Genomic DNA, 22,983 nt, shown 5'->3' with positions numbered 1-22,983 from the left:
GTTGGTTAACCAAAAAAGTAGACCTGATGTACAGAAGAGCGATTTCGACACCGATTGGGGCTTTTGGAACGAAATCCTGTCCATTTGCGAACACCGGGCGTGCGCTTGCGGACTGCTGGCGGTCAGCGGCCAAAAACCCCTGCCGCTCCTAAAAAGTGACAAAAAAAATAAAAATTTCACAAAACCACCGAGGGTAGCGCGGGTGTAAAATACTCTTATCAATAACCTACTCACCTAATTTGTATGAACCAGAAGTATTCTGCAGAAAATAAGCCTGGTACGAGCGAGCCTCAGGGCGCGGCACCCGGTTTCGGGGATGTCAGGAAACTGCCGGCAGACTTTGTCGATTCGGAATTGTTTATCAAACAGGCATTCGCAACCGATCCTGCGCGGGGATATGAACTGCTTTTCAAACGGTATTACAAGCAGCTGTGCAGCCATGCCGTGCGCTTCGTATATGCACGTGACATGGCCGAGGATATTGTCGTGGAGGTGTTCAGCCAGTTCTGGTCCAAGCAGCTGCACACGGCGGTCACTACCTCGTACCGCTCCTACCTGTTCACGACGGTGCGGCATGCGGCGTTTCATCATATGCGTAAAAACTTCGGAAAAGAAACGTTCACCGAAGAATTGGGCGACCTGCCGGTGGCAACTCCTGCAAGTTCGCCCCAGCAGGAGCTGCAATTCCAGGAGCTGGTCCTGAAAATCGAGCAGGTGATCCGGTCGTTATCGCCGCAAAACCAGAAGGTGTTCCTGATGAGCCGGTTTGAAGGCAAGCGCAATATCGCAATCGCCGAAGAATTGGGGATTTCGGTCAAAACCGTAGAGGGGCACATTACGAAGGGACTGTCGATCCTGCGGAAAGCATTACAGGACCACGGGCTGCTCTCACTGATCCAGATTTTACTCCTATTCGTCTGACGGCATAACGCTGCCGGATATATGTCATCCTGAATTCAACGAAGTATGAAGAAATCACTTCTCTCCAAACAGGTCATCCAGAACTTCTTCGAAGGGAAAACCACGCAGATGCAGAACATTCTGATACAGGAATGGCTGGAAAACCCTGCCAACCGCGAGCTGTATTTTCAATGGCTGGATGAATGGGAAATCGAAAACCCGCAGTTCACACCGGATGTGGAACAAGGTTACCAACGTTCACTGCATACCGTTCAAACTGACGCGGATTTCCAGGCAACCGACCCTTCGGCGTCCGATACGCCAACTGCCGGCCACGCCTCCCGGATGCACCGGGGCGCGGGGCGCGGACGGCTTTGGGTATTCAAATGGACCGCCGCGGCTTCTGTGGCATTGGTCATGGGCGCCTGGCTGCTCTCCGACTACTGGTTTTACAAACAATATGAAACCGGCTACGGCGAGGTCCGCACGGTGGTGTTGCCCGACAGCAGCCGGGTAACGCTCAATGCCAATTCCGTCCTCAGCATTCCCCGCTTTGGTTTCGGGGGCGGCACGAGGGAGGTGAAACTGAAAGGTGAAGCCGAATTTGCCGTGAAACACACGGTGGATCACAGCAAGTTCATCGTGCGTACGCCCGACAAGCTGGAAGTGAAGGTATTAGGAACCGAATTCATCGTGTACAGCCGCGAACGCGGCTCGAAAGTGGTACTCAGCCAGGGAAGCGTGCAATTGCGCTCACTCAACGAGCTGAATCCCAGACCAATGCTGATGAAACCCGGCGATGTGGCCACCATGTCGACGCAGGGCACACTGACCCTGAAACACAGCGAGAGACTCTCCGCGCACCAGGCCTGGAAACAGCGGTTGTTTATGTTTGAAAACACGCCGGTTTCGGAGATCGCCTACCAGATCAGCGAGCATTTCGGTGTGAATGTGGTCGTGGCGGACTCCACGCTTGCCCGCCGCACGATAGGCGGCACATTCAATGCCAGCGACCCCGCCAATGTGCTGAAAGTCCTTTCCGATGTCCTGAATGCCCGCGTTACACACACGCCCCCGGGCGACGACGGGGGCGAAACGTTCGTGCTGGACGCAAATCATTTGTAATTCCTTAATCATCCATAATCATGACGAAACTATTACACGTTAAAGTTCTGGTAACCTTAATGGTGGGATGCCTGTTGGATGGCGCCCCGATTAAAGCCCAGCTCATGGCCCAGAACCGCCCATCCAAAAGCAATGCGGTACCCACCATCATCCCCGGCAGCCGGATCGCGTTGCGGGATGCTTTAATGCAGGTTAAAAAACAATATAAAGTCGATATCCTTTTTGAAGAAAAACTGCTGGAAGGCCTTTTCGTGGCACCGGCGCAGGTACAGGCGGGCCAGACGATCGAGACGAAGCTCAACAATATCCTGCCGTCGGGGTTGCGCTACAAGAAGGTTAGCAAACAGACCTACCTCATTCTGACCACCGCAGAAGAAACCAAACCGGGCGCCCAGCAGATTGAACCGATCGCACCGGAAGAAACACCCGCCACGCAGCAAACCTACACCATGTCGATCCAGAACAATACTTCCATGCTGGAAATGGCCCGAAAAACAGTAGACAGGACCATATCCGGCATTGTGAAAGGCGACGGCGGCGAGCTGCTGCCGGGTGTGAGCGTGCTCATCAAAGGCAGCACGCGCGGAAGCACCACCGGCGTGGATGGCAAATACAGCATCGCCGTGAACGACGATCCCAAAGCGGACGTAACGCTGGTATTTTCCTACGTGGGCTACCAAAACCAGGAAGTCGCCGTCGGCAGCCGCTCCACCATCGACATTACCCTCGCACCCGACCTGAAAAGCCTCGAAGAAGTGGTAGTGGTGGGTTATGGAACCCAAAAACGCGAGCAGATCACCAGCGCCATTGTTAGCGTAAAATCCGAGGATTTCGTGAAAGGCCCGGTACAGGACGCCGCCCAGCTGATTCGCGGAAAAGTGGCCGGGCTGAGCGTCATCACACCCAGCGGCGACCCTACCGCTACGGCGCAGATCACATTGCGGGGTAATGCAACCATCAACGCCAGTTCGGACCCCCTCGTGCTCATCGACGGCGTGCCCGGCGGCCTGAACACCGTCGCGCCGGAGGATATCGAATCCATCGACGTCCTGAAAGACGGCTCCGCCGCGGCCATTTACGGCACGCGGGGTACCAACGGCGTTATCCTCATCACGACGCGGAAAGTGAAAGGCGAAACGCCGGCGACCCTGGAAGTGAATTCGTATTTTACTACCCAAAGACTCACCCGCAAACTGGATTTCATGGACGTGAACCAGTACCGCGCACTGGCCGCCCAGGGCAAGCCCGGCGCCATCGATTACGGCCACAGCACCGACTGGCTGAGCCAGGTAACCCAGAAACCATTGTCGCAGGTGCATAATATCAGCCTCCGCGGCGGTTCGCGCACGACCAACTACATCGTCAGCATGGAATACCGCCGGCTCAACGGGATTATGAAAAAATCGGATAATACGACCATTTTCCCGCGCATCGAAGTGAATCATTCGATGTTCAACGGACTATTGAAAATCAATGCGAACCTGAGCGGTTACCAGCAGAAGTATTTTTCCATCGACGGCGGTCCCTATTCCGGCCTCGTGTATCGCAATGCGCTCACATTCAACCCCACGGAGCCATTGAGGGACGAAAACGGCAAATGGACGGAGCGCACCGACAAAACCGATTACATGAACCCCGTAGCGCTGATCGAGGAATCCAACGGGTTGAACCGCAACAACAACCTCCGCACGTACGGTACCATCTCGCTCGCGCCGGTGGAAGGACTGGAAATCAAGGCGTTGTTCGCGCGCGACATGTTCAACAGCACGCGAGGTTATTACGAAACGAAAAACCATTATTCCACCAGCCGCAACGGCCGGAATGGCTTTGCCTCGCGCGGCACCACCCGCACGCAGGACGACCTGTTCGAATTCACCGCCAATTACAACAAGTCCATTCACGACCACAACTTCGTGATCCTCGCAGGTCATACCTGGCGGAAGTACAACAACGAACTCTACTGGATGCAGAACTGGGATTTCCCGACCGATAATTTTTCCTACAACAACATCAACGCGGGGCTCGCATTACGTCGCGGACAGGCGCCGGAGTTGTCGGAGCAGTCTGAAAACAAGCTGATCAGCTACTTTTTCCGGGTGAATTACAGTTTTATGAATAAATACCTGCTCATGGCAAGTATCCGCCATGAAGGCTCCTCACGCTTTGGCGCCAATCACAAATGGGGAAGCTTCCCGGCGTTTTCCGTGGGCTGGAATTTAAAAAGGGAAGCTTTTCTGGAAAATTCCAACACCGTTTCAAATCTTAAACTCCGGGCAGGTTACGGCGTAACAGGCACAGAACCAGGGAAGTCTTATCTTTCTTTAAATAAAATCAATTTCAATACCAATGTACTCATCAACGGCCAATGGGTGCAGGCGATCAACCCGGCGAACAACCCTAACCCGGACCTCCGCTGGGAGCGCAAGGAAGAGGTGAACGTGGGGATCGACTACGGCTTCCTGAATGAACGCCTCTCCGGCTCCATCGACCTCTACCGCCGCACGACCCGCGATCTGATCGCCGAGTTTCCGGTGCCTACCCCGCCCTATCTGTACAATACCATCACCGCCAATGCGGCTTCCATGGAAAACAAAGGGATAGAAATCCAGGTGAATGCGATCCCGCTGCAAACCGCAGCATTCAGGTGGAGCACTTCCGTCAATTTCTCGACCAATGCAAACAAAATCCTTACATTATCGAACGACAAGTTTGCATTAGCCAGCGGCTATTTTGACACCGGCAACACCGGTGAGCCTATCCAGCAAACCACGCACCGCATACAGGTAGGCCAGCCTATCGGCAATTTCTGGGGTTTCAAAACGATCGACATCGACGAAACCGGCCACTGGATCATCGAAGGCAAAAACGGCGAGCCCAAACCCATTGCCCAGCAGCAGGCCGACGACAAGCAGATCATCGGCAACGGCTTGCCGAAACGCTATCTGAACTGGAACAACACATTGACCTACAAAAACTTCGACCTGAACATTACCATGCGCGGCGCATTCGGTTTCCAGATTTTGAACATGACCGAAATGTTCTGGAGTGCGCCCGTCATGCTCACCCGCGGGAACCTGCGCTCGAACGCCTACGACCCGATCTACGGCAAACGTCCGCTGGCCGACGACCAGTCGCTGAATTACGTAAGCTACTACATCGAAAACGGCAACTACTGGAAGATCGACAACATTACCGTCGGCTATAATCTCCGGTTGAAAAACAAATACCTCCGGCACACGCGGGTTTACCTGGCGGTGGCGAACCTGTACACCATTACGGGCTACAAGGGCATCGATCCGGAAGTGGGCATCAGCGGGCTGTTCCCGGGCATCGACGATAAGAACCGCTACCCTGCTACCACCAGCTTCACTGCCGGCGTGTCTCTCACATTCTAGTTTTTAGTTCAATACCCAAAAGACTATCTCCCATGAAACCATTGAAATCGTATATCGGCACAGCGCTTTTGCTCACCATGGCTGCGAGCGGCTGCAACAACGACCTGACCGAGAAAATTTACTCCGAGGTGACCGAGGATACCTATAATTATTCCAATGCGTACCAGGCAATGAGCATCGGCTACGCGACCATGCGGCCGCTCATTTCGCACACGCACTGGTACATGGCGCAGGAATCCACCGCCGACGGTATTGTGATGCCCGCCAATGCTTCGGGCTGGGACGACGGCGGCATTTACAAGCGTATGCACCTGCACACTTGGAATTCCGAAAACCCGCAGATCAGCAGCATGTGGAATACATTCTATACCGGGGTAATCAATGCAAACCGTTTGATAGATCAGTTACAGAACAATAAAATCACCATACCCGCCGGTGTTACCAAAGAGGCGCTGATCTCCGAAATGCGGGCGGTAAGGGCATTTTTCTACTGGATGATCTGCGACAACTTCGGCGACGCGCCGCTGATCACCGACCGCTCCGAAGAGTTGCTAGAAAAAACCGGCCGGAAGGAAATATACCAGTTCATCGTGAAGGAATTGACCGAATCGATCCCGAACCTGAGCGAAGAAAAGAACACACTGCTCTACGCCCGGTTCAACAAATGGGCCGCCAAAACACTCCTGGCCAACGTTTACCTTAACGCTGGCATTTATGCGGGCGAGGCAAGGTGGGAAGAATGCCTTACGCAATGCAATGACGTGATAGCTTCGGGCAAATACCAGTTAGAAACCGGCCTCTCCGCGCCTTTTGTTACCGAAAACCAAAATTCGCCCGAGATCGTGTTTGCAATCCCTTTCGAAGAAAACCTGGCCGGCGGGTTCAGCGCGCATATGTTTTCGTGGCATGCTTCGCTGAAAAACAAGGTCAATATGCTGGCAACTCCCTGGGGTGCGGGCTCGGCGAAAGGCGTGCCGCAGTTTATCAATACCTACGACGCCGACGACCAGCGCCTGAAATCGACCTGGATGATCGGCCCGCAGTTCGCGGCCGACGGCGTCACCCCATTGAAAGGCTCCTACGACCAGGCCGGGAAGAATGTGGTGCTCAACAACGAACTCCCCGACGGCCTGTACACCGGCGAGGCCGAGGGTTACCGGATGAATAAATTTGAAGTAAAAACCCAGGCGCAGGGAAGCCTAGGCAACGATTTTCCCGTGTTCCGCTACGCGCAGGTGCTCATGATGAAAGCCGAATGCCTCCTGCGTACCGGCAAGGCCAACGATGCCGCCACTGTGGTGTCGCTGGTACGTACGCGTGCATTCGCGGCCAAACCCGCCAAAGCCACGGTAACCGGCGCCGATCTTCAAAAAGGGAGCAGTTACCAATATGGTTACGTCGAAAATTACAAAGTAGTGGACCCCGGCAATGCGGCCGCGGTGCAATATGGCAGGATGCTCGACGAGCTGGGCTGGGAATTTGCGTGGGAAGGCTTCCGCCGCCGCGATATGATCCGCTTCGGGGTTTATACGACCAAAAGCTGGCTGTCGCACAAGCCCACCGGTGCATTCAGGGCCGTGTTCCCGATCCCGCAGATCGCCATTAATTCAAACCCGAAACTGAAACAGAATCCGGATTACAACTGATATATGAAGCGAGTGCTGATTGGATGTGTATTGTTTTTTGCTGCGGGCTTTGGTTTAGCCGGCGAAGCGTTTGCCCAGTCGGTCGGCAGCGCGTCCGGCGGCCGGACCAAAGTGCCGCAACAGGTAATGCAGCAAATTTTTGAAGAAGTAAAAACCCCTTACAAATACGGCATTGTCATCCCCCAGCCCGACAGTGGCCGGATGGTCGACAGCCCGACGGTGTTCCGGAAAGGCGGCGTGTGGTACATGACTTACATTATTTTCGATGGAAAAGGATACGAAACCTGGCTTTCCAAAAGCGATAACCTGCTGCAATGGACGCATCTGGGCAAGATCATGTCGTTCACCGAAAACACCTGGGACGCTACGCAGAAAGCTGGTTATGTGGCATTGGTCGATACCGAGTGGGGAGGCGGTTACGAAGTCGAAAAGTATAAAAATAAGGATTGGCTCTCCTACCTCGGCGGCTCCGAAAAGGGCTACGAAGCAGGCCGCTTAGGCATCGGCATTGCCACCAGCATTGATTTGACCAAACCTCAAGAAGTAACCCGGCTTCCGCGGCCCGTACTTTCGGCTATTGATAAAGATGCGCGCTGGTACGACGATAAAACCATTTATAAAAGCCTGGTAATAAGCGACAAAGCCCGCAAAACCGGCCATCCGTTTGTGATGTATTACAATGCCAAAGGTGAGAAAGGCGACGGCAAGGGGAATGGTTTTGAAAGCATTGCCATGGCTGTTTCCGACGATATGGAACACTGGAAACGCGTCGGCGACAAGCCGTTGATCACCCGCAACACCGGTATTTGCGGCGACGCGCAGATCGCCAAAATCGGTGATGTGTATGTGATGTTCTATTTCGGGGCATTCTGGAAACCGGGCGCATTCGAGCGCTTCGCCTGCTCCTACGACCTCCAAAACTGGACCGACTGGACCGGCCCCGACCTCATTTCCTCCACCGAGCCCTACGACAAAATCTACGCCCACAAGCCCTGGGTCATCCAATGGAACGGCGTGGTATACCATTTTTACAACGCAGTAGGCGAAAATGGCCGTGTAATCGCCCTGGCCACTTCCAAAGATTTAAGCAACAAGGACAACCCATGACAAAACCTGACCATGGACCGCTGACCATGGACCGCCGGTTTCTTGATTCAACAAGCCTGACAATTCGTGTACCATTCGTGCCTTCGTGGCATCCTCAACTAAAACCGTAAATGAAAAAACTCCTGTTCTCCCTTTTGCTAACAGCTTCCCTACCGGCCACCGCCCAAAAGGAAGCTACCTACACCGCAGCCAAAGCCCCGCTAAGAAGCAATCCATACAGCGAACTACCCTTAGGCGCCATCAAACCCCAGGGATGGCTCAGAGAAATGCTCGTACGCCAGAAAAACGGCTCCACTGGCAAGCTCGACGAACTTTACCCGCTGGTGATGGGCAAACGCAACGGCTGGCTCGGCGGCGACGGCGACCAATGGGAACGCGGCCCCTACTGGATCGACGGCCTGCTCCCACTCGCCTACATTCTCGATGATAAAGAGCTGATTGCCAAAACCAAGCCCTGGGTAGAATGGGCCATTGCCAGCCAGCAACCCGACGGCTATTTCGGCCCGTCCAAAGATTACGGCCACGAACCAGGCGTGCAGCGTGACAACAGTCGGGACTGGTGGCCAAAAATGGTGATGCTCAAAATATTAAAGCAATATTACTCGGCCACAAGCGACCAGCGCGTGATCACGCTGATGACCAATTATTTCAAATACCAACTCAAAGAACTGCCTTCCAAACCCCTCGATAACTGGACATTCTGGGCCAGGTACCGCGGCGCAGACAACCTCGCGGTGGTATATTGGCTCTACAACATCACCGGCGACAAGTTCCTGCTCGACCTCGGCAATCTCATCCACCAGCAAACCTTCGATTATACGCGTGCATTCCTGGGTACCGACCTGCTTTCGACGCGCGGCAGCATTCACTGCGTCAACCTCGCGCAGGGGATCAAAGCGCCGGTAATCTACTACCAGCACCACCCTGAACGGATGTACCTCGATGCCACTAAAAAGGGTTTCGCCGACATCCGTAAGTTCAACGGCATGGCGCACGGGCTGTACGGTGGCGACGAAGCATTGCACGGAAACGATCCGACGCAAGGTTCCGAACTTTGCTCCGCCGTGGAAATGATGTTCTCGCTAGAAAGCATTCTCGAAATCACCGGCGACGTGGACTATGCCGATATGCTCGAAAAAGTGGCATTTAACGCATTGCCGACGCAGCATTCCGACGATTTCATGAGCCGCCAGTATTTCCAGCAGGCCAACCAGGTGATGATGACCCGCCACCAACGCAATTTCGACGTGAACCACGGTGGCACCGACGTATGTATGGGCCTGCTCACCGGTTACCCGTGCTGTACTTCCAACATGCACCAGGGCTGGCCGAAATTTGTACAAAATCTCTGGTACGCAACGGCCGACAAAGGCATTGCGGCCTTAACCTATTCGGCCAGCGAGGCGACCATCAAGCTGCCCGGCGGCGTGAATGTAGCTGTGAAAGAAGAAACCTCCTACCCTTTTGAAGAAACCATTAAATTCACGGTAAATCCTTCTGCCAAAGCGGTGTTTCCGTTCCATATGCGGATTCCCGCGTGGTGCAAAAAGGCTGGTATTAAAGTAAACGGCAAGCTCTGGCTCGAACCGGACGGCAACCAGGTAGTCAAACTGATCCGCGAGTGGGAAAAAGACGACGTAGTGGAACTGACGCTGCCCATGCATATTTTCAAAAATACGTGGGTTGAAAACTCTATTTCCGTTGAGCGCGGACCGCTTACCTATGCTTTGAAAGTGGGGGAAACGTCCAAACTGGTCAAAAATGATAAAGACCCGATCGATTACGGTACAAACTATACGGAGGTGAGGCCGACCACGCCCTGGAATTATGGATTGATTCTCACACCGGACAGCAAGCTGGAAGAGCAATACAAATGGGAAGCCGCGAAACCGGTTTCGAACTATCCCTGGAACCCCGAGAATGCCCCGTTGCAGATCAAAACCAAAGCGCGCCGCATCCCGTCGTGGGGATTGTACAACGAAATGGCCGGGCCGGTTCCGTACAGTATGACGTATCAACTCGAAACCGAGGATAAGGAAGAAGACATTGTGCTGATCCCGTACGGCTGTACCAATCTCCGGATTTCACAGTTTCCGGTTATCCACAAGAAGAAGTAGGATTTTTGATTTAAAACAAACCTTGAAATGCATTTAATCCCTAAAATATACGCAAGCGCCGCGCTCGTATGGTGCATGCAGACGCTCCCCGCGCACGCCCAGCAGCGCATCCGGCCCGTGCGGTTTTCGGAAGTGAACATCACCGACCAGTTCTGGAAACCCAAGCAGGAAAAAGTCGCCACGGCTACTTTGAATGCGTGTATCATCCAGACGGAGGAAAAATCGGGCCGCATTCGCAACTTTGAAAAGGTAGCCCGCAAGCAAGGCGAAAAGCACGAAGGCATTTACTACGACGACAGCGACGTGTACAAAGCCATCGAAGCCATCGCCTACTCGCTCAAAAACCGCCCCGATGCCGCATTGGAACGGAAAGCCGACGAATGGATCGATAAAATCGCCGCCGCCCAACTTCCCGACGGTTATTTGAATACCTACTACACATTAACCGACCTCAAACAGCGCTGGACCGACATGGAAAAGCACGAAGATTACTGTGCGGGGCATTTGTTTGAAGCTGCGGTGGCCTATTACAACACCACCGGCAAGCGCAAGCTGCTCGACGTAGCCATTCGCTTCGCCGACCATATCGATTCGACATTCCGCGTCGCGAACCGGCCGTGGGTATCGGGCCACCAGGAAATCGAACTGGCGCTGATGAAAATGTACCACCTCACCAAAGAAGACCGCTACCTGAAACTGGCCGACTGGTTCCTCGACCAGCGCGGCCATGGCTACGGCAAGGGCAAGATCTGGGACGAATGGAAAGATCCGAAATACTGCCAGGACGATGTGCCCGTGAAGCAGCAGAAGGAAATCACCGGCCACGCGGTACGCGCGATGTACCAGTACACGGGCGCGGCCGACGTGGCGTCCGTCACGCAGGACCCCGGATACATGAATGCCATGACCGCCGTTTGGGAAGACGTCGTTTACCGAAATATGTACCTGACCGGTGGAATAGGCTCCTCCGGCCATAACGAAGGCTTCACCGACGACTACGACCTTCCCAACGGCCAGGCGTACAGCGAAACCTGTGCCTCGGTGGGCATGGTGTTCTGGAACCAACGCATGAATGCGCTCACCGGCGACGCCAAGTATATCGACGTCCTCGAACGCAGCCTGTACAATGGCGCTTTGGACGGTCTGAGCCTCGCCGGAGACACATTTTTTTACGGAAACCCGCTTTCGTCGGTCGGTAACAATGCCCGTAGCGCCTGGTTCGGGACGGCTTGCTGCCCTTCCAACATTGCGCGGCTGGTGGCGTCCGTCGGGGATTATATTTATGGCAAATCGGAGGGTAAGATTTGGGTAAACCTTTTTGTGGGGAGCAATACCAGTTTCCAAATGGGTAAAACCCCTGTACCACTGCAAATGGATACCAATTATCCCTGGGATGGTAATGTGAAGATCAAAGTGTCGCCCGCACAGAAAGTAAAATATGCATTGAACATCCGAATACCCGGCTGGGCGGCTGAAACAGCCGTTCCCGGAGGATTGTACAACTTCGCAGCGGCTGGAAATACCAAAGTCGAAATACTGCTGAATGGCAAGGCTGTCAATTATCAAACGGAGAAAGGCTACGCGGTGATTGACCGTACCTGGCAGAATGGCGACGAGATCGAAGTAAAATTGCCGATGGACGTGCGGCAAATCAGGGCCCGCAACGAGGTGAAGGCCGATGCCGATCGCATTGCACTGCAACGGGGGCCACTTGTGTATTGCGTGGAAGGCGCCGACAATGCAGGCGAAGTATGGAACCTGATCGTGCCGGAAAACCCGTCATTCAATACCAAAATCAGCCAGATCCTGAACGAACCGGTCGTCGCCATCCAGGCGAACCTGCAAGTAGTAAAACCCACGTCCGACGGCCTGAATGTAAAACCGGAACCGCAAACTGTGACCGCGATTCCGTATTACACCTGGGCCAACCGCGGCCGCGGCCCGATGCAGGTTTGGCTGCCCGTGAAGATGAAAAATATCAGGATTGCGGAATAGCCGCATTTTTGTAGCGCCTCACGCGTAATGCGGCCTGCTCTTTGTGACCCATAAATCCTTCGATTTCACAAAGCCGCATGCCATATTCACCGATCACGACGCTCGCTTCGGCCGTACAGCGCTGATACGTACAATTTTTCAAAAATTTACCGACCCACAAGCCGCCGGTATACCGCGCCGCTCCGTGGGTCGGTAGCGTATGGTTGGTACCGATCACCTTGTCGCCGTACGCCACATTCGTTTCCGGGCCGAGGAAAAGTGCGCCGTAGTTGGTCATGTTTTCGAGGAAATAGTGGGGGTCGCGCGTGAGCACCTCCACGTGCTCGTACGCGAGCCTGTCCGCCTCCGCGAGGGCTTCCTGTTCGTCTGCGACGAGGATAATCGAGCCATTGTCGCGCCAGGCCACGCTTGCAATGTCGGCAGTGGGCAATGTTTCCAGCTGCCGGTCTATTTCGGCCAGGGTTTCGTAGGCCAGCTTTTCGGAAGTGGTGATCAGCGCACCGGGTGAGGTAGGCCCGTGTTCGGCTTGTCCCAGCAGGTCGCAGGCTACCATTTCGGCGTCTGCCGTTTCGTCGGCGATCACCAGTATTTCGGTAGGCCCTGCGAACAAGTCGATCCCTACTCGGCCATACAGCTGCCGTTTCGCCTCCGCCACATAAGCATTCCCCGGCCCGACGATCTTATCCACGGCGTCAATGGTTTCGGTACCCAAAGCCATAGCCACCATCGCTTGCATTCCTCCCAGAAGGTAAATTTCATCCGCCCCGGCCATATGCATGGCAGCAATGGTCGCCGCCGGCATTTGGCCCTTAATGGGCGGCGTGCAGCCGATCACCCGCTTTACACCGGCCACTTTGGCCGTGAGGATGCTCATATGCGCCGATGCCACCATCGGGTACCGGCCGCCGGGAATGTAGCAGCCCGCACTGTTCACCGGAATGTTCTTATGCCCCAGTATCACGCCCGGAAGCGTTTCCACCTCGATGTCACGGATCGATTCACGCTGTTTCTGCGCAAAAAAGCGGATCTGCTGCTGCGCAAAGGCAATGTCGTCGATCACCTGCTGCGGCACGCCGGCGATGATCTCGCGGATCTGATCTTCGGATAACCGGAACGATTCCGGTGACCATCGATCGAATTGTTCCGAATACTTCCGGACAGCCGCGTCGCCGTTTTTTTCAATGTCTTTAATGACTTCGCTCACGACCGCGCTCACTTTTTCGTCGGCCTCGTGTTGTTCGGCGGCGCTTTTTCCCGGTTTAATAATTGTTGCCATGGGTTTGGGACTGTTAATTTTTGGTATTTCAAAAATACAGTTACGCCAACCCGCCCGCTATTACTTTTATAGCGGTTTATGGTACAATCTTTCATTGCGGGCATACCGCTTTCAAACCACCTGTTTCAACCTGCTTTCCAGGTGCAATGCGGCCAGTTTGAAACCACTTTTGAAATACACTTTCTGGGCAGTATTGTTGGTAAAATCCGTATCGAGCACGAGCGCGTCACAGTCATTCAGCCTCGCCGTTTCCCGCACGTGGTCCAGCAAGCTGGTAGCCAGGCCTTTTCCACGGTATTCGTCGAGTGTGTAGAGGTCGTCGATGTAAATGATGTTGCCGGTATGCAGCGAGGTCATGAACCGGCAACCTGCAAATGCCACAAACCGGTCTTGATCGGCCATGGCGGTGATGAAATACTTTTCATTCTGCATCATTTCCGTCACCATCGAAACCCAATTTCCCTTTTTCAAATGCGGCCTCAGCAGCGAAGCCACTTCCCAGCATTGGGCGATTTCAGCTTCCGTTTTTACAATCCTTATTTCCAATAGCTCTTTCATATACTTTGTTTTTTAAGCAAAAGTATAGGGCTGTAAAAACGCATTCATGTACCAGCTTTGAGAAAAGTCATGGCCCAAAGACGGGGCCAGCCGTGTCGCATTCCGCATTAACTAAAATTGGACAAAACTGATTTCAGTATTTGCAACGCCTGCCGCATTTCTTGCTCGTTCAGGGAGGCAAAACCCATTCTCAATGCATTGGCCGAAAAGCTTTCGTTCTTGTAAAAATCCCCGTCATCGATATAAAGCCCTTTTTTCCGGGCCTCAACAGACATTTTATGCAGGTCGATAGCCGGCGAGAGGACTGTCCAGATCCCCAAACCACCCTCGGGCACATTGAATGTAATTTCATTCACGAAATCGGAAGCGAGTATTTCGCAGAACATATCGCGCCGGTCTTTATAAATTTTCAGGGATTTGCGAAAATGCCGATCCACCTCTCCATTATCGTAAAGCACGGAAAACGCCTCCTCCATCAATGTATCCCCCTGCCGGTCGATCAGCTCCCGCAGCGACGCGGCCGCTTTGATGAACTCGTGCGGGCCTACCATAAATCCTATCCGCAATGCGGGCGCGAAGGTCTTGGAAATGGAGCCAATGTAAATTACATTCTGGTTGTGATCAATGCTCGCCAGGGGCAGGTAGGGTTTGTTATCGTAATGAAAATCGAAGTCGTAATCGTCTTCGATGATGGCGAAATGGTGTATTTTGGCAAGATTCAGCAATTTCAGGCGGCGCTCGCTGCTAAGCGTGACAGTGGTCGGTAAATGATGGTGCGGAATGATGTAAACGGCCTTGATCTTTGTTTTTTCAAGACATTTTTCCAAAAAATCAATATCCATTCCCGAAGCATCTACCGGTATCCTGAGCATGTCCGCGCCCGCGTGCCGGAATGTCTCGTCGGCCAGGGCATAATTCGACATCCCGGCCGCAACAGTGTCGCCCGGCCCCAGCAGCAGCTGTGCCGCCAGGTAAATGCCCATCTGGCTGCCCTTGGTGATCAGCACGTCGTCCGGCGACGCATTTACCCCTCTCGTATGCGATAAATATCCGGCAATGGAAACGCGCAGCCGCTCCGACCCCGCCGAGCTGCCGTACCGTAAAAAGCTCTTGCCGTAATACCGGCGCGAAAGGCTCCGGTACTCGCGCATCAGTTCGTCGATCGGCGCCAGGCGCACGTCCGGGAAACCGTCGTCGATGGCCAGTCCCACCTTTTGAAGGTCTTTGCTCGGCATAGCGTTACGGAACCGGTTCGTCCATTCGAATGCTCCCCGCGCTCCCTCGTCCGTACGTGCGCCCGCGAGCGCGGATGTGGCGGGTACAGGTAGTTTTGCATTCACAAATATCCCCTTCCGCTCCACGGATTCGGCCCAGCCCTGGCTGACCAGCTCCTCATAGGCCAGCTTCACCGTATTGCGATTAACGCCGACGAGCCCGGCGAGCACCCGCGAACTGGGCAGCATGTCCGCCGGCTCCAATATCCCTTTGGTAATCAACGCAATGAATGCATTACACAGCTGTACGTACAGTGCCGCGCCCGCCTCGCGGTCCATGCGGATCAATGTTTTATATGGAAGCATCTGGGCCATCTGTTTTATCAAAACTGGGTCTCAAATATAGCCCAATCGTCGTATAATTTTGAAGAAAAAACAGAGAATGAAGCAATTATTAGTCATCGATTCAAGCGCCAGAGCCCTCCGTTCCCACAGCCGGGAGATGACGCGTGAATTTGTCAAACAATGGCAAGATCGTTACCCCGGTTCGACCATCATATCGAGAGATCTTACCCATGACAATGTGCCGCATATTACGGAAAAATGGGTTTCGGCGGCTTTTACACCCGAGGCGTCCAGGTCGGAGGAGGCAATGCAAATACTCGAAACAAGCGAGCAATTCGTGTCGGAACTGCACGCGGCAGACGTGATCGTGATCGGCGCCCCGATGTATAACTGGTCGATCCCCAGCCCGCTGAAAGCTTATATCGACCACGTCATGCGTGTCAACCGGACGTTCCGCGTCAACCGGGGCGACAAGCAGAATCCGTACATCGGCCTGCTTCAAAACAAAACGTTGGTCCTGCTGCTTTCGAGAGGCTCGGCGGGCTACGGGCCGGGCGAAGACAACCAGCATATGAATTTCCAGGACAATTACCTGAAAACAGTGTTCAATGTTATGGGTATCAGCGACATCCATACGATTACCATCGATGGAGCGTCCACGCAGTCCGATGAATTGGTCCGATCCATCGAATGCGCCGAAACGGACATCAGGACATTTATCCGGCACTATCATCAAACCGAAGATACTTACCCCACAATCAACCAATAACTATTTAAATACCAAGCAAATGCAAACGAGAATTCACATCGACAAAGCGGAACCCGCAGGATACAGGGCTGTACTCGGCCTCGAAAAATTCATTGAAAGCACCCCGCTTTCCCGCACGCACAAGGACCTGATCAAGATCCGCGCTTCGCAGATCAACGGCTGCGCATTCTGCATCGACATGCATACTAAGGAAGCCCGCAAAGCCGGTGAAACCGAGCAACGCATTTACGCGCTCAACGCCTGGCGCGACGCGCCTTTCTTTTCCGAAGAAGAACGGGCGATACTTGCACTGACCGAGGAAGTAACGCTGATCGGCAACCACGTGAAGGATGAGACTTACGCACGGGCGGAGCAATTTTTCGAGCCTGCCCGGCTCGCACAAATCATCCTGGCCATCATCACGATCAACGTCTGGAACAGGATCGGCATTACCACACAACTCGTCCCGGCATAGCAACCGAAAATGCATAACAACCTGACTGAAAAGTATTTATAATAATTTCATTGTAGTTTTGTAATGGCGGATTGAACCTTCGATCCGTCATTATTTTTTATAGGGGTACCAATCATTCCTTTTACAATGCTTATGACCAACAGCCCCGTCGTCGACAAATTCATTCAATACTTAACCGATAAAATCACGCTTTCCGCCGAAGAAATAGCGCAAATCGCGCAGGTTTGTATTCCAAAGAAAATCCGTAAACGGCAGCTGCTTTTGCAGGAAGGGGATGTATGGAAATACAATGCGTTTGTAAGTGACGGTTTTCTTCGGACCTATTCCGTTGATAATAAGGGCAATGAACATATTCTAAACTTCGCCCCGGAAAACTATTGGTCGGGCGACCGCGAGAGCCTGATGACTGGGAAACCATCCCGGTTTAATATCGAAGCGATCGAGGATACGGACGTCGTGCTGATTACGAAAGACAATTTCGATCAGCTTTGCCGCTCGATTCCGCACTTGAACGACCTGGTCAATGCGATTTTACATAAAAGTTTCGTCGTATCGCAGGACCGCATTCACGCGGGCATCAGCCTGTCGGCCGAAGAAAAGTACCAGAAGTTTCTCGATCAATACCCGCAGATCGCCAACCGCATTCCCCAGCATATGATCGCCGCCTACATCGGCATCACCCCCGAAACGCTCACGCGGATCAGGCGCAACAATACTGGCAAATAGCCGTTGTGGCCATTTCCATTGACATTTGTTTGTTATTTTTTCAAGCAAATGTCAATGGAGGACGGGGTGCGCGGGTTACAACTTTGCATCGTCAAACATTTAAAATTTACGACGATGAACAAGACAGTTTTTATTACCGGAACCAGTACCGGTTTTGGTAAACTCACAGCGATCACCTTGGCCAATGCAGGCCTTACCGTCATAGCCGGCATGCGTAATACCGGCGACAAAAATCGGGCAGCAGCCGAAGAACTGGGCGCTATTCCCAACATTGAAGTAGTGGAAATAGACCTGACCGACGATGCTTCCGTCGCCGGGGCGTTTGAACAGGTGCTGGCGAAACATGGCAAAATCGACGTGCTGGTGAACAATGCGGCGGTTAGCGGTTTCGGAGTATTCGAATCGTACAGCGTGGACCGTATCCGCGAAATGTTCGAGATCAACTTTTACGGGGTTATTCGCACTTACCAGGCGGTGCTACCTGCCATGCGTGCGGCGAAAAGCGGGTTGATCATCAACATCACCTCCGGCGCGAGCGGCCATACGCTGCCGTTCATGGTACCTTACCTCGCTTCCAAATTCGGCGTGGAAAGCATTACCGAGGGTTTGCAGGACGAGTTGAAGCAATTCGGGATCGATAACGTGTCGATCCAGCCCGGCGTGTATCCGACCGAAATGAATACCGGCGCGAAGGCGGGCATTCACGGGAACAAGCCTGAAATCGCGCAGGAATACGACCCTCTTGCGACGGAACAATTCAATGCATTGGGCCAGGGGCTTTTCGGAAAAATGGCGGCCTTCGAAATGAACCCGCAAACCATCGCCGACGGCGTGCTCAAATTGATCGGAATGCCGGCAGGCCAGCGGCCGTTGCGCTTCCCGCTCGACGCGATCGCACAGGGTACCGACGTGGAGTTCATCAACGCCCGCGCCGACATCAAGGCCAAATGGGTAGCCGCGTACATGAACTAGCCCGACGGCAGTACTACTTTTCTGCTCAATCCTGATACTATCTTTCACATAATGGCGGGTTTTGAAAAATTGTATTAGTTTACCAATGCAATCCAAAACCCACCATGATGAAAGCCGTTGAATTCCACTTGCCACAGGACGTCGACAAGTCCTTCATTGTTTTTCGCGAAACGGGTGATTTCTTTCCTGCACCCTGGCATTACCACGCTCACTACGAGTTTGTTATGGTAAACAAAAGTACGGGCCGGCGAATGGTGGGCGATCATATCGGTTACTTTGAAGAGGATGATCTGGTGTTTATGGGCTCGCTCCTTCCCCACGTGTGGGTCAACGACCCGATCTATCTCGAACGGCGCGCGCCGGAAAAAGCGGATGCGCTCGTGATCCATTTCACGGACGATTTCCTGGGAGAAGATTTTATGACTATTCCGGAAATAGACGATTTCAGAAAGGTGCTCAAACTCGCCGACCGCGGCATGGCATTGCGGGGGGAGACACGCGGGCGCATTAACGCGCTCATACGCGCAATGCCCGCGCAAAACGGGCTGCAAAGGCTCTCTTCATTGATGCTCATCTTCGATATCATGTCCCACACGACGGAATTCGACCTTTTAGCCAGCCCACGCTTCGTGCAAAATTTCCATTTCGATTCTTCCGACCGCTTCAAAAAGATCACGGGCTACATCATGCAAAATTTCGACAAGGACATCAGTCTAGCCGAAATCGCTTCGGTGGGTAATATGGGCGTCACGGCATTTTGTAATTTTTTCAAGGAGCAGTTCCGGGTGACGTTCGTGGAATACCTTACTACCGTACGCATCGGGCATGCCTGCAAGCTCCTTTCCGGGCACGACCGCAATGTGGTGGAAGTGGCCTATGAATGTGGATTCAATAACCTGGCGAATTTCAACCGGCAATTCAAAAAACTCAAAAATATGACACCCAGCGACTACCGGAAGACGCTGATCGTGCGGTAGTTCCGGATTTTCAACCGATCCTCCCTGTCGCAGACTTTCTGTGAAATATAGTATCAGGATTGCAATCCGCGGATCAATGCCAGCAGCTGTTCACGGATATATTCTTCGGCGCCCGGTGCCAGGCAACTGTACCGGCAGCGCCAGGTTTCGTACCCGCCACGATCCATTTCGTGCTTCGGCGGCACGTAACCCGCATTACCATTGGCCATCGAGATGGTGAAATAGTTTTCAATACCCGCCTGCGCTTTCAGGTACAGACCGGTTTCCGAGAAAAATTCGCCTGCCAGTCCCCCTATTACGCCATTTCCAATCCGGATCGCCTGTGCCGGGCATTCACGTGTGGCAGGCATTTCGTCGAGCAGTAATTGCTCGCGTGCGTAGATTTGCATTAAACCTTCATGATCAGGTTCGATCGTTTCAAAACGGGCCGTGGCGATCAATTTCGCCGCTTTTTCCAGTTCTTCAGGCGATGGCTTCACAACTTCGCAGGGTAACGGTTGAAAAACTGCTTCTAAAACAGGTTCCGCTTGCCATTCCAATGCGTTCAGCCTTTCGATCAGCCGATCAGCCAGGTCATGGCCAATGAATTCGCTCTTTTCGAAATGGCCTTTCGGGTAACGTTCACTGTCCAGAAAATCCCAGATATTGACGTCGCCGCTGGTACCGTTGCTCATCATTCCCACGAATTCGTCACCCGCATTCAACCGTTCGCGCAGCCGTTCGGAGAAATAACCGAAATAATCCGCAGAAATGGTACCATTCTCCCAGTCGCCCACATAATGCAGCGAATAGTTGCCCAAAATGCCGATCCAGCGGCCATCGATGCCTTGCACGGCCAGAAAGCTGAGTTCGGGGTCGGTAGGCGCTACGCCGTGATCAATGTAATCCTCGCCGCCAAATGGATTGGTTTTCACATCATCCATTCCACCGGTAACGGGGTTGAACGGCGTGTAACCGGGTTTCATCGCGTAACGTCTGCACAATACGTGCTCGGGCACCGCCACGCCCCCAAACGCAATGCGCGCCGGGCGAAGGTTTTGCAATGCGTCCTCCACGGCCTGTACAATACGGCCCGGAAGCATTTTTTCATACGCAGGATCGATGCTGCCCAGGTGCACGTCCGCCACCGAGCCCGCCGCGTGCGTATGCGTGCTCGCAATGAGCACGTGCGTATGCGCGAGGCCGGTACGGGCGGCAATGGCCGCTTTCACCCCGTCGACAAACTCCCTCGGCATGACGCAAATATCCACCATCACCAGCGCGACGGTTGTTTCACCGGCGCGGAGCACCAATGCTTTGGCAAACAGGTCGTCGTGAATGTAGGTGGCGTAATGCGTGATGAAGTCGCCGTTAATGCGCGTGCCAAGTGGCGGTGTGGTTTTGACGCGCGCGGCGCCGGCCAGGAATGTGGTCGTTGAAGTGGGCATTTACTTTAATGAAAATAATGTATCAAACTCATTTCCAGGCATTACGCAAAAACCGGAGCCAGTTCCCGCTGAATATGTTATCGATATCCTCTTCTTTATATCCGCGATCGGCCAGAATGCCTTCGAACTTTTGCAGATCGGCGATGGAGTTCAAATCCCACGGCGACTGCTCGGTTCCGAAAATACCGTCGAGGTCGCTGCCGATGGCAATGTGCCGGCTGTTACCGGCTATCTGACAAATATGGTCCCAATGATCGACCAAATTTGCCAGCCGAATATCCAGCTGCCACGGGTCCGACACCATATCGATAAAACGGATATCCATCGCCCAGCAATCGAGCATCCCGCCTATGACCGCACCCCGGTCGATCAGTCGTTTGATCTGTTCGTCAGTCAGTTGCCGCTGATTAGGTACTATTTTGCGCACGTTATGGTGGCTCGACCACACCGGCCCCTCATAAAAATCCATGACCTGATCGAAACCCTCGTCCGTCAAATGCGTCGTGTCGAGTATCATATTCAGCCGCGACATTTCGCGCATTAGTTCAAAACCCTGCGGCGTTACAGGCCCCTGCATTCTGGTCCCCGGCGCATACCGCCCCGGCCCGAAATGCGATAGCCCCACCGCTCTCAATCCGTAATCGTAAGCACGTTGCAAATACGACACATCCACCAGGGAATCAGCCCCTTCCAGGCTCAGAATGTAGCCTACCGGACGTTTTTCGCCTTCACCAAGAGGATTATTCCAAAGATTTAAATGCGCTTCAAGCCCGGCGAGACCGGTGATCTGCACCATTTCGCCCAGCGCCTCCATTTCCCGGTACCAGGCCAGCTGCGCCTGCGTCATGGCCCACGCCTGCTGGGGCGAATTCCAGCCCGGCAATGCGCTGCCCGGCGGGGTGTACCGCGCCAGCTGGGTCGCTACCACGATCCCGACGTTGCCTTTTCGAAGTTCAGGCAGGCAAACGGTACCTTTCCCCCGGTCGTTTTTGTCCTTCATATGCATCTCACGCTGCCGGATTTCGTCCAGCGGCCGCGTGAGGTCCCGGTTCCATTCCAGGGCATTCATAGCCAGGTCCAGGTGCGCGTCGAATATCAGCCTGCCCATATTCAGTTCGATCCGTTTTTAAGTGCAGCTTCTTCGGAATGATTGTACTGGCCGATCAGTTCGTGAATTTCCTGGCTGAATTTACCTAAAAGCTCACGCCACCTGGACGCTTCGCCGGGTTTGTAACGGTAAAAGCCTTCTAGTTCATCCATCCCCCAGTCGCCCCTTCCCACCATGTCGGTAAAGAAGCCCGGAAGCATTGTATCGGTCGCCAGTTCGCGATTCAGGTCTTTCATGACCATCCCGTAGGCATAAGTACCCATCAAATCCATATACCTCAAATTCCCCGCAAACGGGAGGTAATATCCGGCATCGTTCCGGCAGGCGCGGTCGATGTCTTCGGCATTGGCATACCCGTTTTGAACCAGGAAAAAAGCTTCGCGTATGAGCGCGCCAAGCAGGCGCATGCGTATGCCCGCGTTCCCGCGTATCACGTAAGGATCTTTATTCCAGGCTGTTCTGGCTATTTCTTCAAGGTGGGTTACTTCCGACGCGTTGGTCGTTTCATTGGCAATCATTTCCAGAAAATAGGTTTGGTCGGCCGGTTCCGTCCAGTTAAGGCCGATAATCCGCCCCGGGTGCAATGCATTTTCCTGCAAAATATCCAGTCCGATGCTCTCGGTATTGACGGCGATCAGCGTTCCGGCGGGCACTTTTTCTTCGATCCGTTTGATCCACGCCTGCTTAATGCCCTGATCTTCCGCAGTTACCAGAATCACCAGGTTAACCGCTGCCGGGTCTGCATTCAAATCCGTCAAAACGGAAAAACCACCCTGTTTCAGGCATTTTTCTATTCCGGCTGCGATACGATGGCCCCCAAGCAGGAGCGCCGCCTCATTGCTTTCTTTCATCGGCTGATAGGCCCCAAAGCC

18 protein-coding genes are annotated in these 22,983 nt (G+C 53.5%); 12 read left to right on the top strand and 6 right to left on the bottom strand.

The window, feature by feature from the left end:
* Positions 1-243 precede the first annotated feature (243 nt).
* The 7 genes from BMW93_RS26585 (at position 244) to BMW93_RS26555 (ending at position 12,285) form a co-directional block, all read left to right on the top strand.
* Positions 244-921 carry an RNA polymerase sigma-70 factor gene (locus BMW93_RS26585; protein WP_229240846.1) on the top strand — a complete coding sequence of 226 codons (678 nt, stop codon included), beginning with the start codon at positions 244-246 and terminating at the stop codon, positions 919-921.
* Positions 922-966: 45 nt separating this feature from the next.
* Complete coding sequence (locus BMW93_RS26580) at positions 967-2,025, top strand: FecR family protein (protein WP_090383577.1); 1,059 nt, start codon at positions 967-969, stop codon at positions 2,023-2,025.
* A gap of 20 nt (positions 2,026-2,045) precedes the next feature.
* Positions 2,046-5,420 carry a TonB-dependent receptor gene (locus BMW93_RS26575; RefSeq protein WP_090383576.1) on the top strand — a complete coding sequence of 1,125 codons (3,375 nt, stop codon included), beginning with the start codon at positions 2,046-2,048 and terminating at the stop codon, positions 5,418-5,420.
* A gap of 32 nt (positions 5,421-5,452) precedes the next feature.
* Positions 5,453-7,066, top strand: a complete 1,614-nt coding sequence (locus tag BMW93_RS26570; RefSeq protein ID WP_090383572.1) for a RagB/SusD family nutrient uptake outer membrane protein — start codon at positions 5,453-5,455, stop codon at positions 7,064-7,066.
* 3 nt (positions 7,067-7,069) lie between these two features.
* Entirely contained in the window at positions 7,070-8,173 is a 1,104-nt protein-coding gene (locus BMW93_RS26565) for a glycosylase (protein ID WP_090383571.1), read from the top strand.
* A gap of 110 nt (positions 8,174-8,283) precedes the next feature.
* The gene (locus BMW93_RS26560; RefSeq protein ID WP_090383569.1) at positions 8,284-10,290 is read left to right on the top strand and encodes a beta-L-arabinofuranosidase domain-containing protein; all 2,007 of its coding nucleotides are present in this window, start codon (positions 8,284-8,286) and stop codon (positions 10,288-10,290) included.
* 27 nt (positions 10,291-10,317) lie between these two features.
* Positions 10,318-12,285 (top strand): glycoside hydrolase family 127 protein, encoded by a 1,968-nt coding sequence (locus BMW93_RS26555; protein WP_090383567.1) that lies wholly within the window; start codon positions 10,318-10,320, stop codon positions 12,283-12,285.
* Here the strand turns inward: BMW93_RS26555 and hisD are convergent.
* From hisD to BMW93_RS26540, 3 genes are all read right to left on the bottom strand, one after another.
* A complete protein-coding gene (gene hisD / locus BMW93_RS26550) occupies positions 12,269-13,561 on the bottom strand; it encodes a histidinol dehydrogenase (protein WP_090383564.1) in 1,293 nt (430 codons plus the stop codon). The genes BMW93_RS26555 and hisD overlap by 17 nt on opposite strands.
* 111 nt (positions 13,562-13,672) lie before the next feature.
* Complete coding sequence (locus BMW93_RS26545; RefSeq protein ID WP_090383562.1) at positions 13,673-14,119, bottom strand: GNAT family N-acetyltransferase; 447 nt, start codon at positions 14,117-14,119, stop codon at positions 13,673-13,675.
* A 107-nt stretch (positions 14,120-14,226) separates the two neighbouring features.
* Positions 14,227-15,699 (bottom strand): PLP-dependent aminotransferase family protein, encoded by a 1,473-nt coding sequence (locus tag BMW93_RS26540; RefSeq protein ID WP_177194204.1) that lies wholly within the window; start codon positions 15,697-15,699, stop codon positions 14,227-14,229.
* Positions 15,700-15,775: 76 nt separating this feature from the next.
* Here BMW93_RS26540 and BMW93_RS26535 point away from each other — a divergent pair, with 76 nt between their 5' ends.
* From BMW93_RS26535 to BMW93_RS26515, 5 genes are all read left to right on the top strand, one after another.
* The gene (locus BMW93_RS26535) at positions 15,776-16,447 is read left to right on the top strand and encodes an FMN-dependent NADH-azoreductase (protein ID WP_090383558.1); all 672 of its coding nucleotides are present in this window, start codon (positions 15,776-15,778) and stop codon (positions 16,445-16,447) included.
* 19 nt (positions 16,448-16,466) lie between these two features.
* Positions 16,467-16,901: a carboxymuconolactone decarboxylase family protein gene (locus BMW93_RS26530; protein WP_090383555.1), complete on the top strand. Its 435-nt coding sequence runs from the start codon at positions 16,467-16,469 to the stop codon at positions 16,899-16,901.
* 126 nt (positions 16,902-17,027) lie between these two features.
* Positions 17,028-17,627 carry a Crp/Fnr family transcriptional regulator gene (locus tag BMW93_RS26525; RefSeq protein ID WP_218147740.1) on the top strand — a complete coding sequence of 200 codons (600 nt, stop codon included), beginning with the start codon at positions 17,028-17,030 and terminating at the stop codon, positions 17,625-17,627.
* A gap of 114 nt (positions 17,628-17,741) precedes the next feature.
* Positions 17,742-18,599, top strand: coding sequence for an SDR family oxidoreductase (locus BMW93_RS26520; RefSeq protein WP_090383551.1), 858 nt, complete (start codon positions 17,742-17,744; stop codon positions 18,597-18,599).
* A gap of 104 nt (positions 18,600-18,703) precedes the next feature.
* On the top strand, positions 18,704-19,576 hold the full coding sequence (locus BMW93_RS26515) for an AraC family transcriptional regulator (protein WP_229240844.1): 873 nt from the start codon (positions 18,704-18,706) through the stop codon (positions 19,574-19,576).
* 53 nt (positions 19,577-19,629) lie between these two features.
* Here BMW93_RS26515 and BMW93_RS26510 read toward each other — a convergent pair whose 3' ends face one another.
* Genes BMW93_RS26510 through BMW93_RS26500 form a run of 3 tightly spaced genes read right to left on the bottom strand, consistent with a single transcriptional unit; the run spans position 19,630 to position 22,962 of the window.
* Entirely contained in the window at positions 19,630-21,003 is a 1,374-nt protein-coding gene (locus BMW93_RS26510) for a hypothetical protein (protein ID WP_090383547.1), read from the bottom strand.
* Between the two features lie 28 nt (positions 21,004-21,031).
* Positions 21,032-22,111, bottom strand: coding sequence for a dipeptidase (locus tag BMW93_RS26505; RefSeq protein ID WP_090383544.1), 1,080 nt, complete (start codon positions 22,109-22,111; stop codon positions 21,032-21,034).
* Positions 22,112-22,113: 2 nt separating this feature from the next.
* On the bottom strand, positions 22,114-22,962 hold the full coding sequence (locus BMW93_RS26500) for a 3-hydroxyacyl-CoA dehydrogenase NAD-binding domain-containing protein (protein WP_090383540.1): 849 nt from the start codon (positions 22,960-22,962) through the stop codon (positions 22,114-22,116).
* Between the last annotated feature and the right edge of the window lie 21 nt (positions 22,963-22,983).

The sequence above is a fragment of the Dyadobacter sp. SG02 genome, from assembly GCF_900109045.1.
Classification (GTDB): domain Bacteria; phylum Bacteroidota; class Bacteroidia; order Cytophagales; family Spirosomataceae; genus Dyadobacter.
This window is presented reverse-complemented; position numbering and strand designations above follow the sequence as displayed.

Bases quoted from the DNA above. Each gene is read 5' to 3' on its own strand.
- BMW93_RS26570 (WP_090383572.1), top strand. From the start codon at position 5,453: ATGAAACCATTGAAATCGTATATCGGCACAGCGCTTTTGCTCACCATG.
- BMW93_RS26585 (WP_229240846.1), top strand. From the start codon at position 244: ATGAACCAGAAGTATTCTGCAGAAAATAAGCCTGGTACGAGCGAGCCT.
- BMW93_RS26540 (WP_177194204.1), bottom strand. From the start codon at position 15,699: ATGCTTCCATATAAAACATTGATCCGCATGGACCGCGAGGCGGGCGCG.
- BMW93_RS26525 (WP_218147740.1), top strand. From the start codon at position 17,028: ATGCTTATGACCAACAGCCCCGTCGTCGACAAATTCATTCAATACTTA.
- BMW93_RS26510 (WP_090383547.1), bottom strand. From the start codon at position 21,003: ATGCCCACTTCAACGACCACATTCCTGGCCGGCGCCGCGCGCGTCAAA.
- BMW93_RS26560 (WP_090383569.1), top strand. From the start codon at position 8,284: ATGAAAAAACTCCTGTTCTCCCTTTTGCTAACAGCTTCCCTACCGGCC.
- BMW93_RS26500 (WP_090383540.1), bottom strand. From the start codon at position 22,962: ATGAAAGAAAGCAATGAGGCGGCGCTCCTGCTTGGGGGCCATCGTATC.
- BMW93_RS26515 (WP_229240844.1), top strand. From the start codon at position 18,704: ATGATGAAAGCCGTTGAATTCCACTTGCCACAGGACGTCGACAAGTCC.
- BMW93_RS26575 (WP_090383576.1), top strand. From the start codon at position 2,046: ATGACGAAACTATTACACGTTAAAGTTCTGGTAACCTTAATGGTGGGA.
- BMW93_RS26530 (WP_090383555.1), top strand. From the start codon at position 16,467: ATGCAAACGAGAATTCACATCGACAAAGCGGAACCCGCAGGATACAGG.
- BMW93_RS26505 (WP_090383544.1), bottom strand. From the start codon at position 22,111: ATGGGCAGGCTGATATTCGACGCGCACCTGGACCTGGCTATGAATGCC.
- hisD (WP_090383564.1), bottom strand. From the start codon at position 13,561: ATGGCAACAATTATTAAACCGGGAAAAAGCGCCGCCGAACAACACGAG.
- BMW93_RS26535 (WP_090383558.1), top strand. From the start codon at position 15,776: ATGAAGCAATTATTAGTCATCGATTCAAGCGCCAGAGCCCTCCGTTCC.
- BMW93_RS26565 (WP_090383571.1), top strand. From the start codon at position 7,070: ATGAAGCGAGTGCTGATTGGATGTGTATTGTTTTTTGCTGCGGGCTTT.
- BMW93_RS26520 (WP_090383551.1), top strand. From the start codon at position 17,742: ATGAACAAGACAGTTTTTATTACCGGAACCAGTACCGGTTTTGGTAAA.
- BMW93_RS26580 (WP_090383577.1), top strand. From the start codon at position 967: ATGAAGAAATCACTTCTCTCCAAACAGGTCATCCAGAACTTCTTCGAA.
- BMW93_RS26545 (WP_090383562.1), bottom strand. From the start codon at position 14,119: ATGAAAGAGCTATTGGAAATAAGGATTGTAAAAACGGAAGCTGAAATC.
- BMW93_RS26555 (WP_090383567.1), top strand. From the start codon at position 10,318: ATGCATTTAATCCCTAAAATATACGCAAGCGCCGCGCTCGTATGGTGC.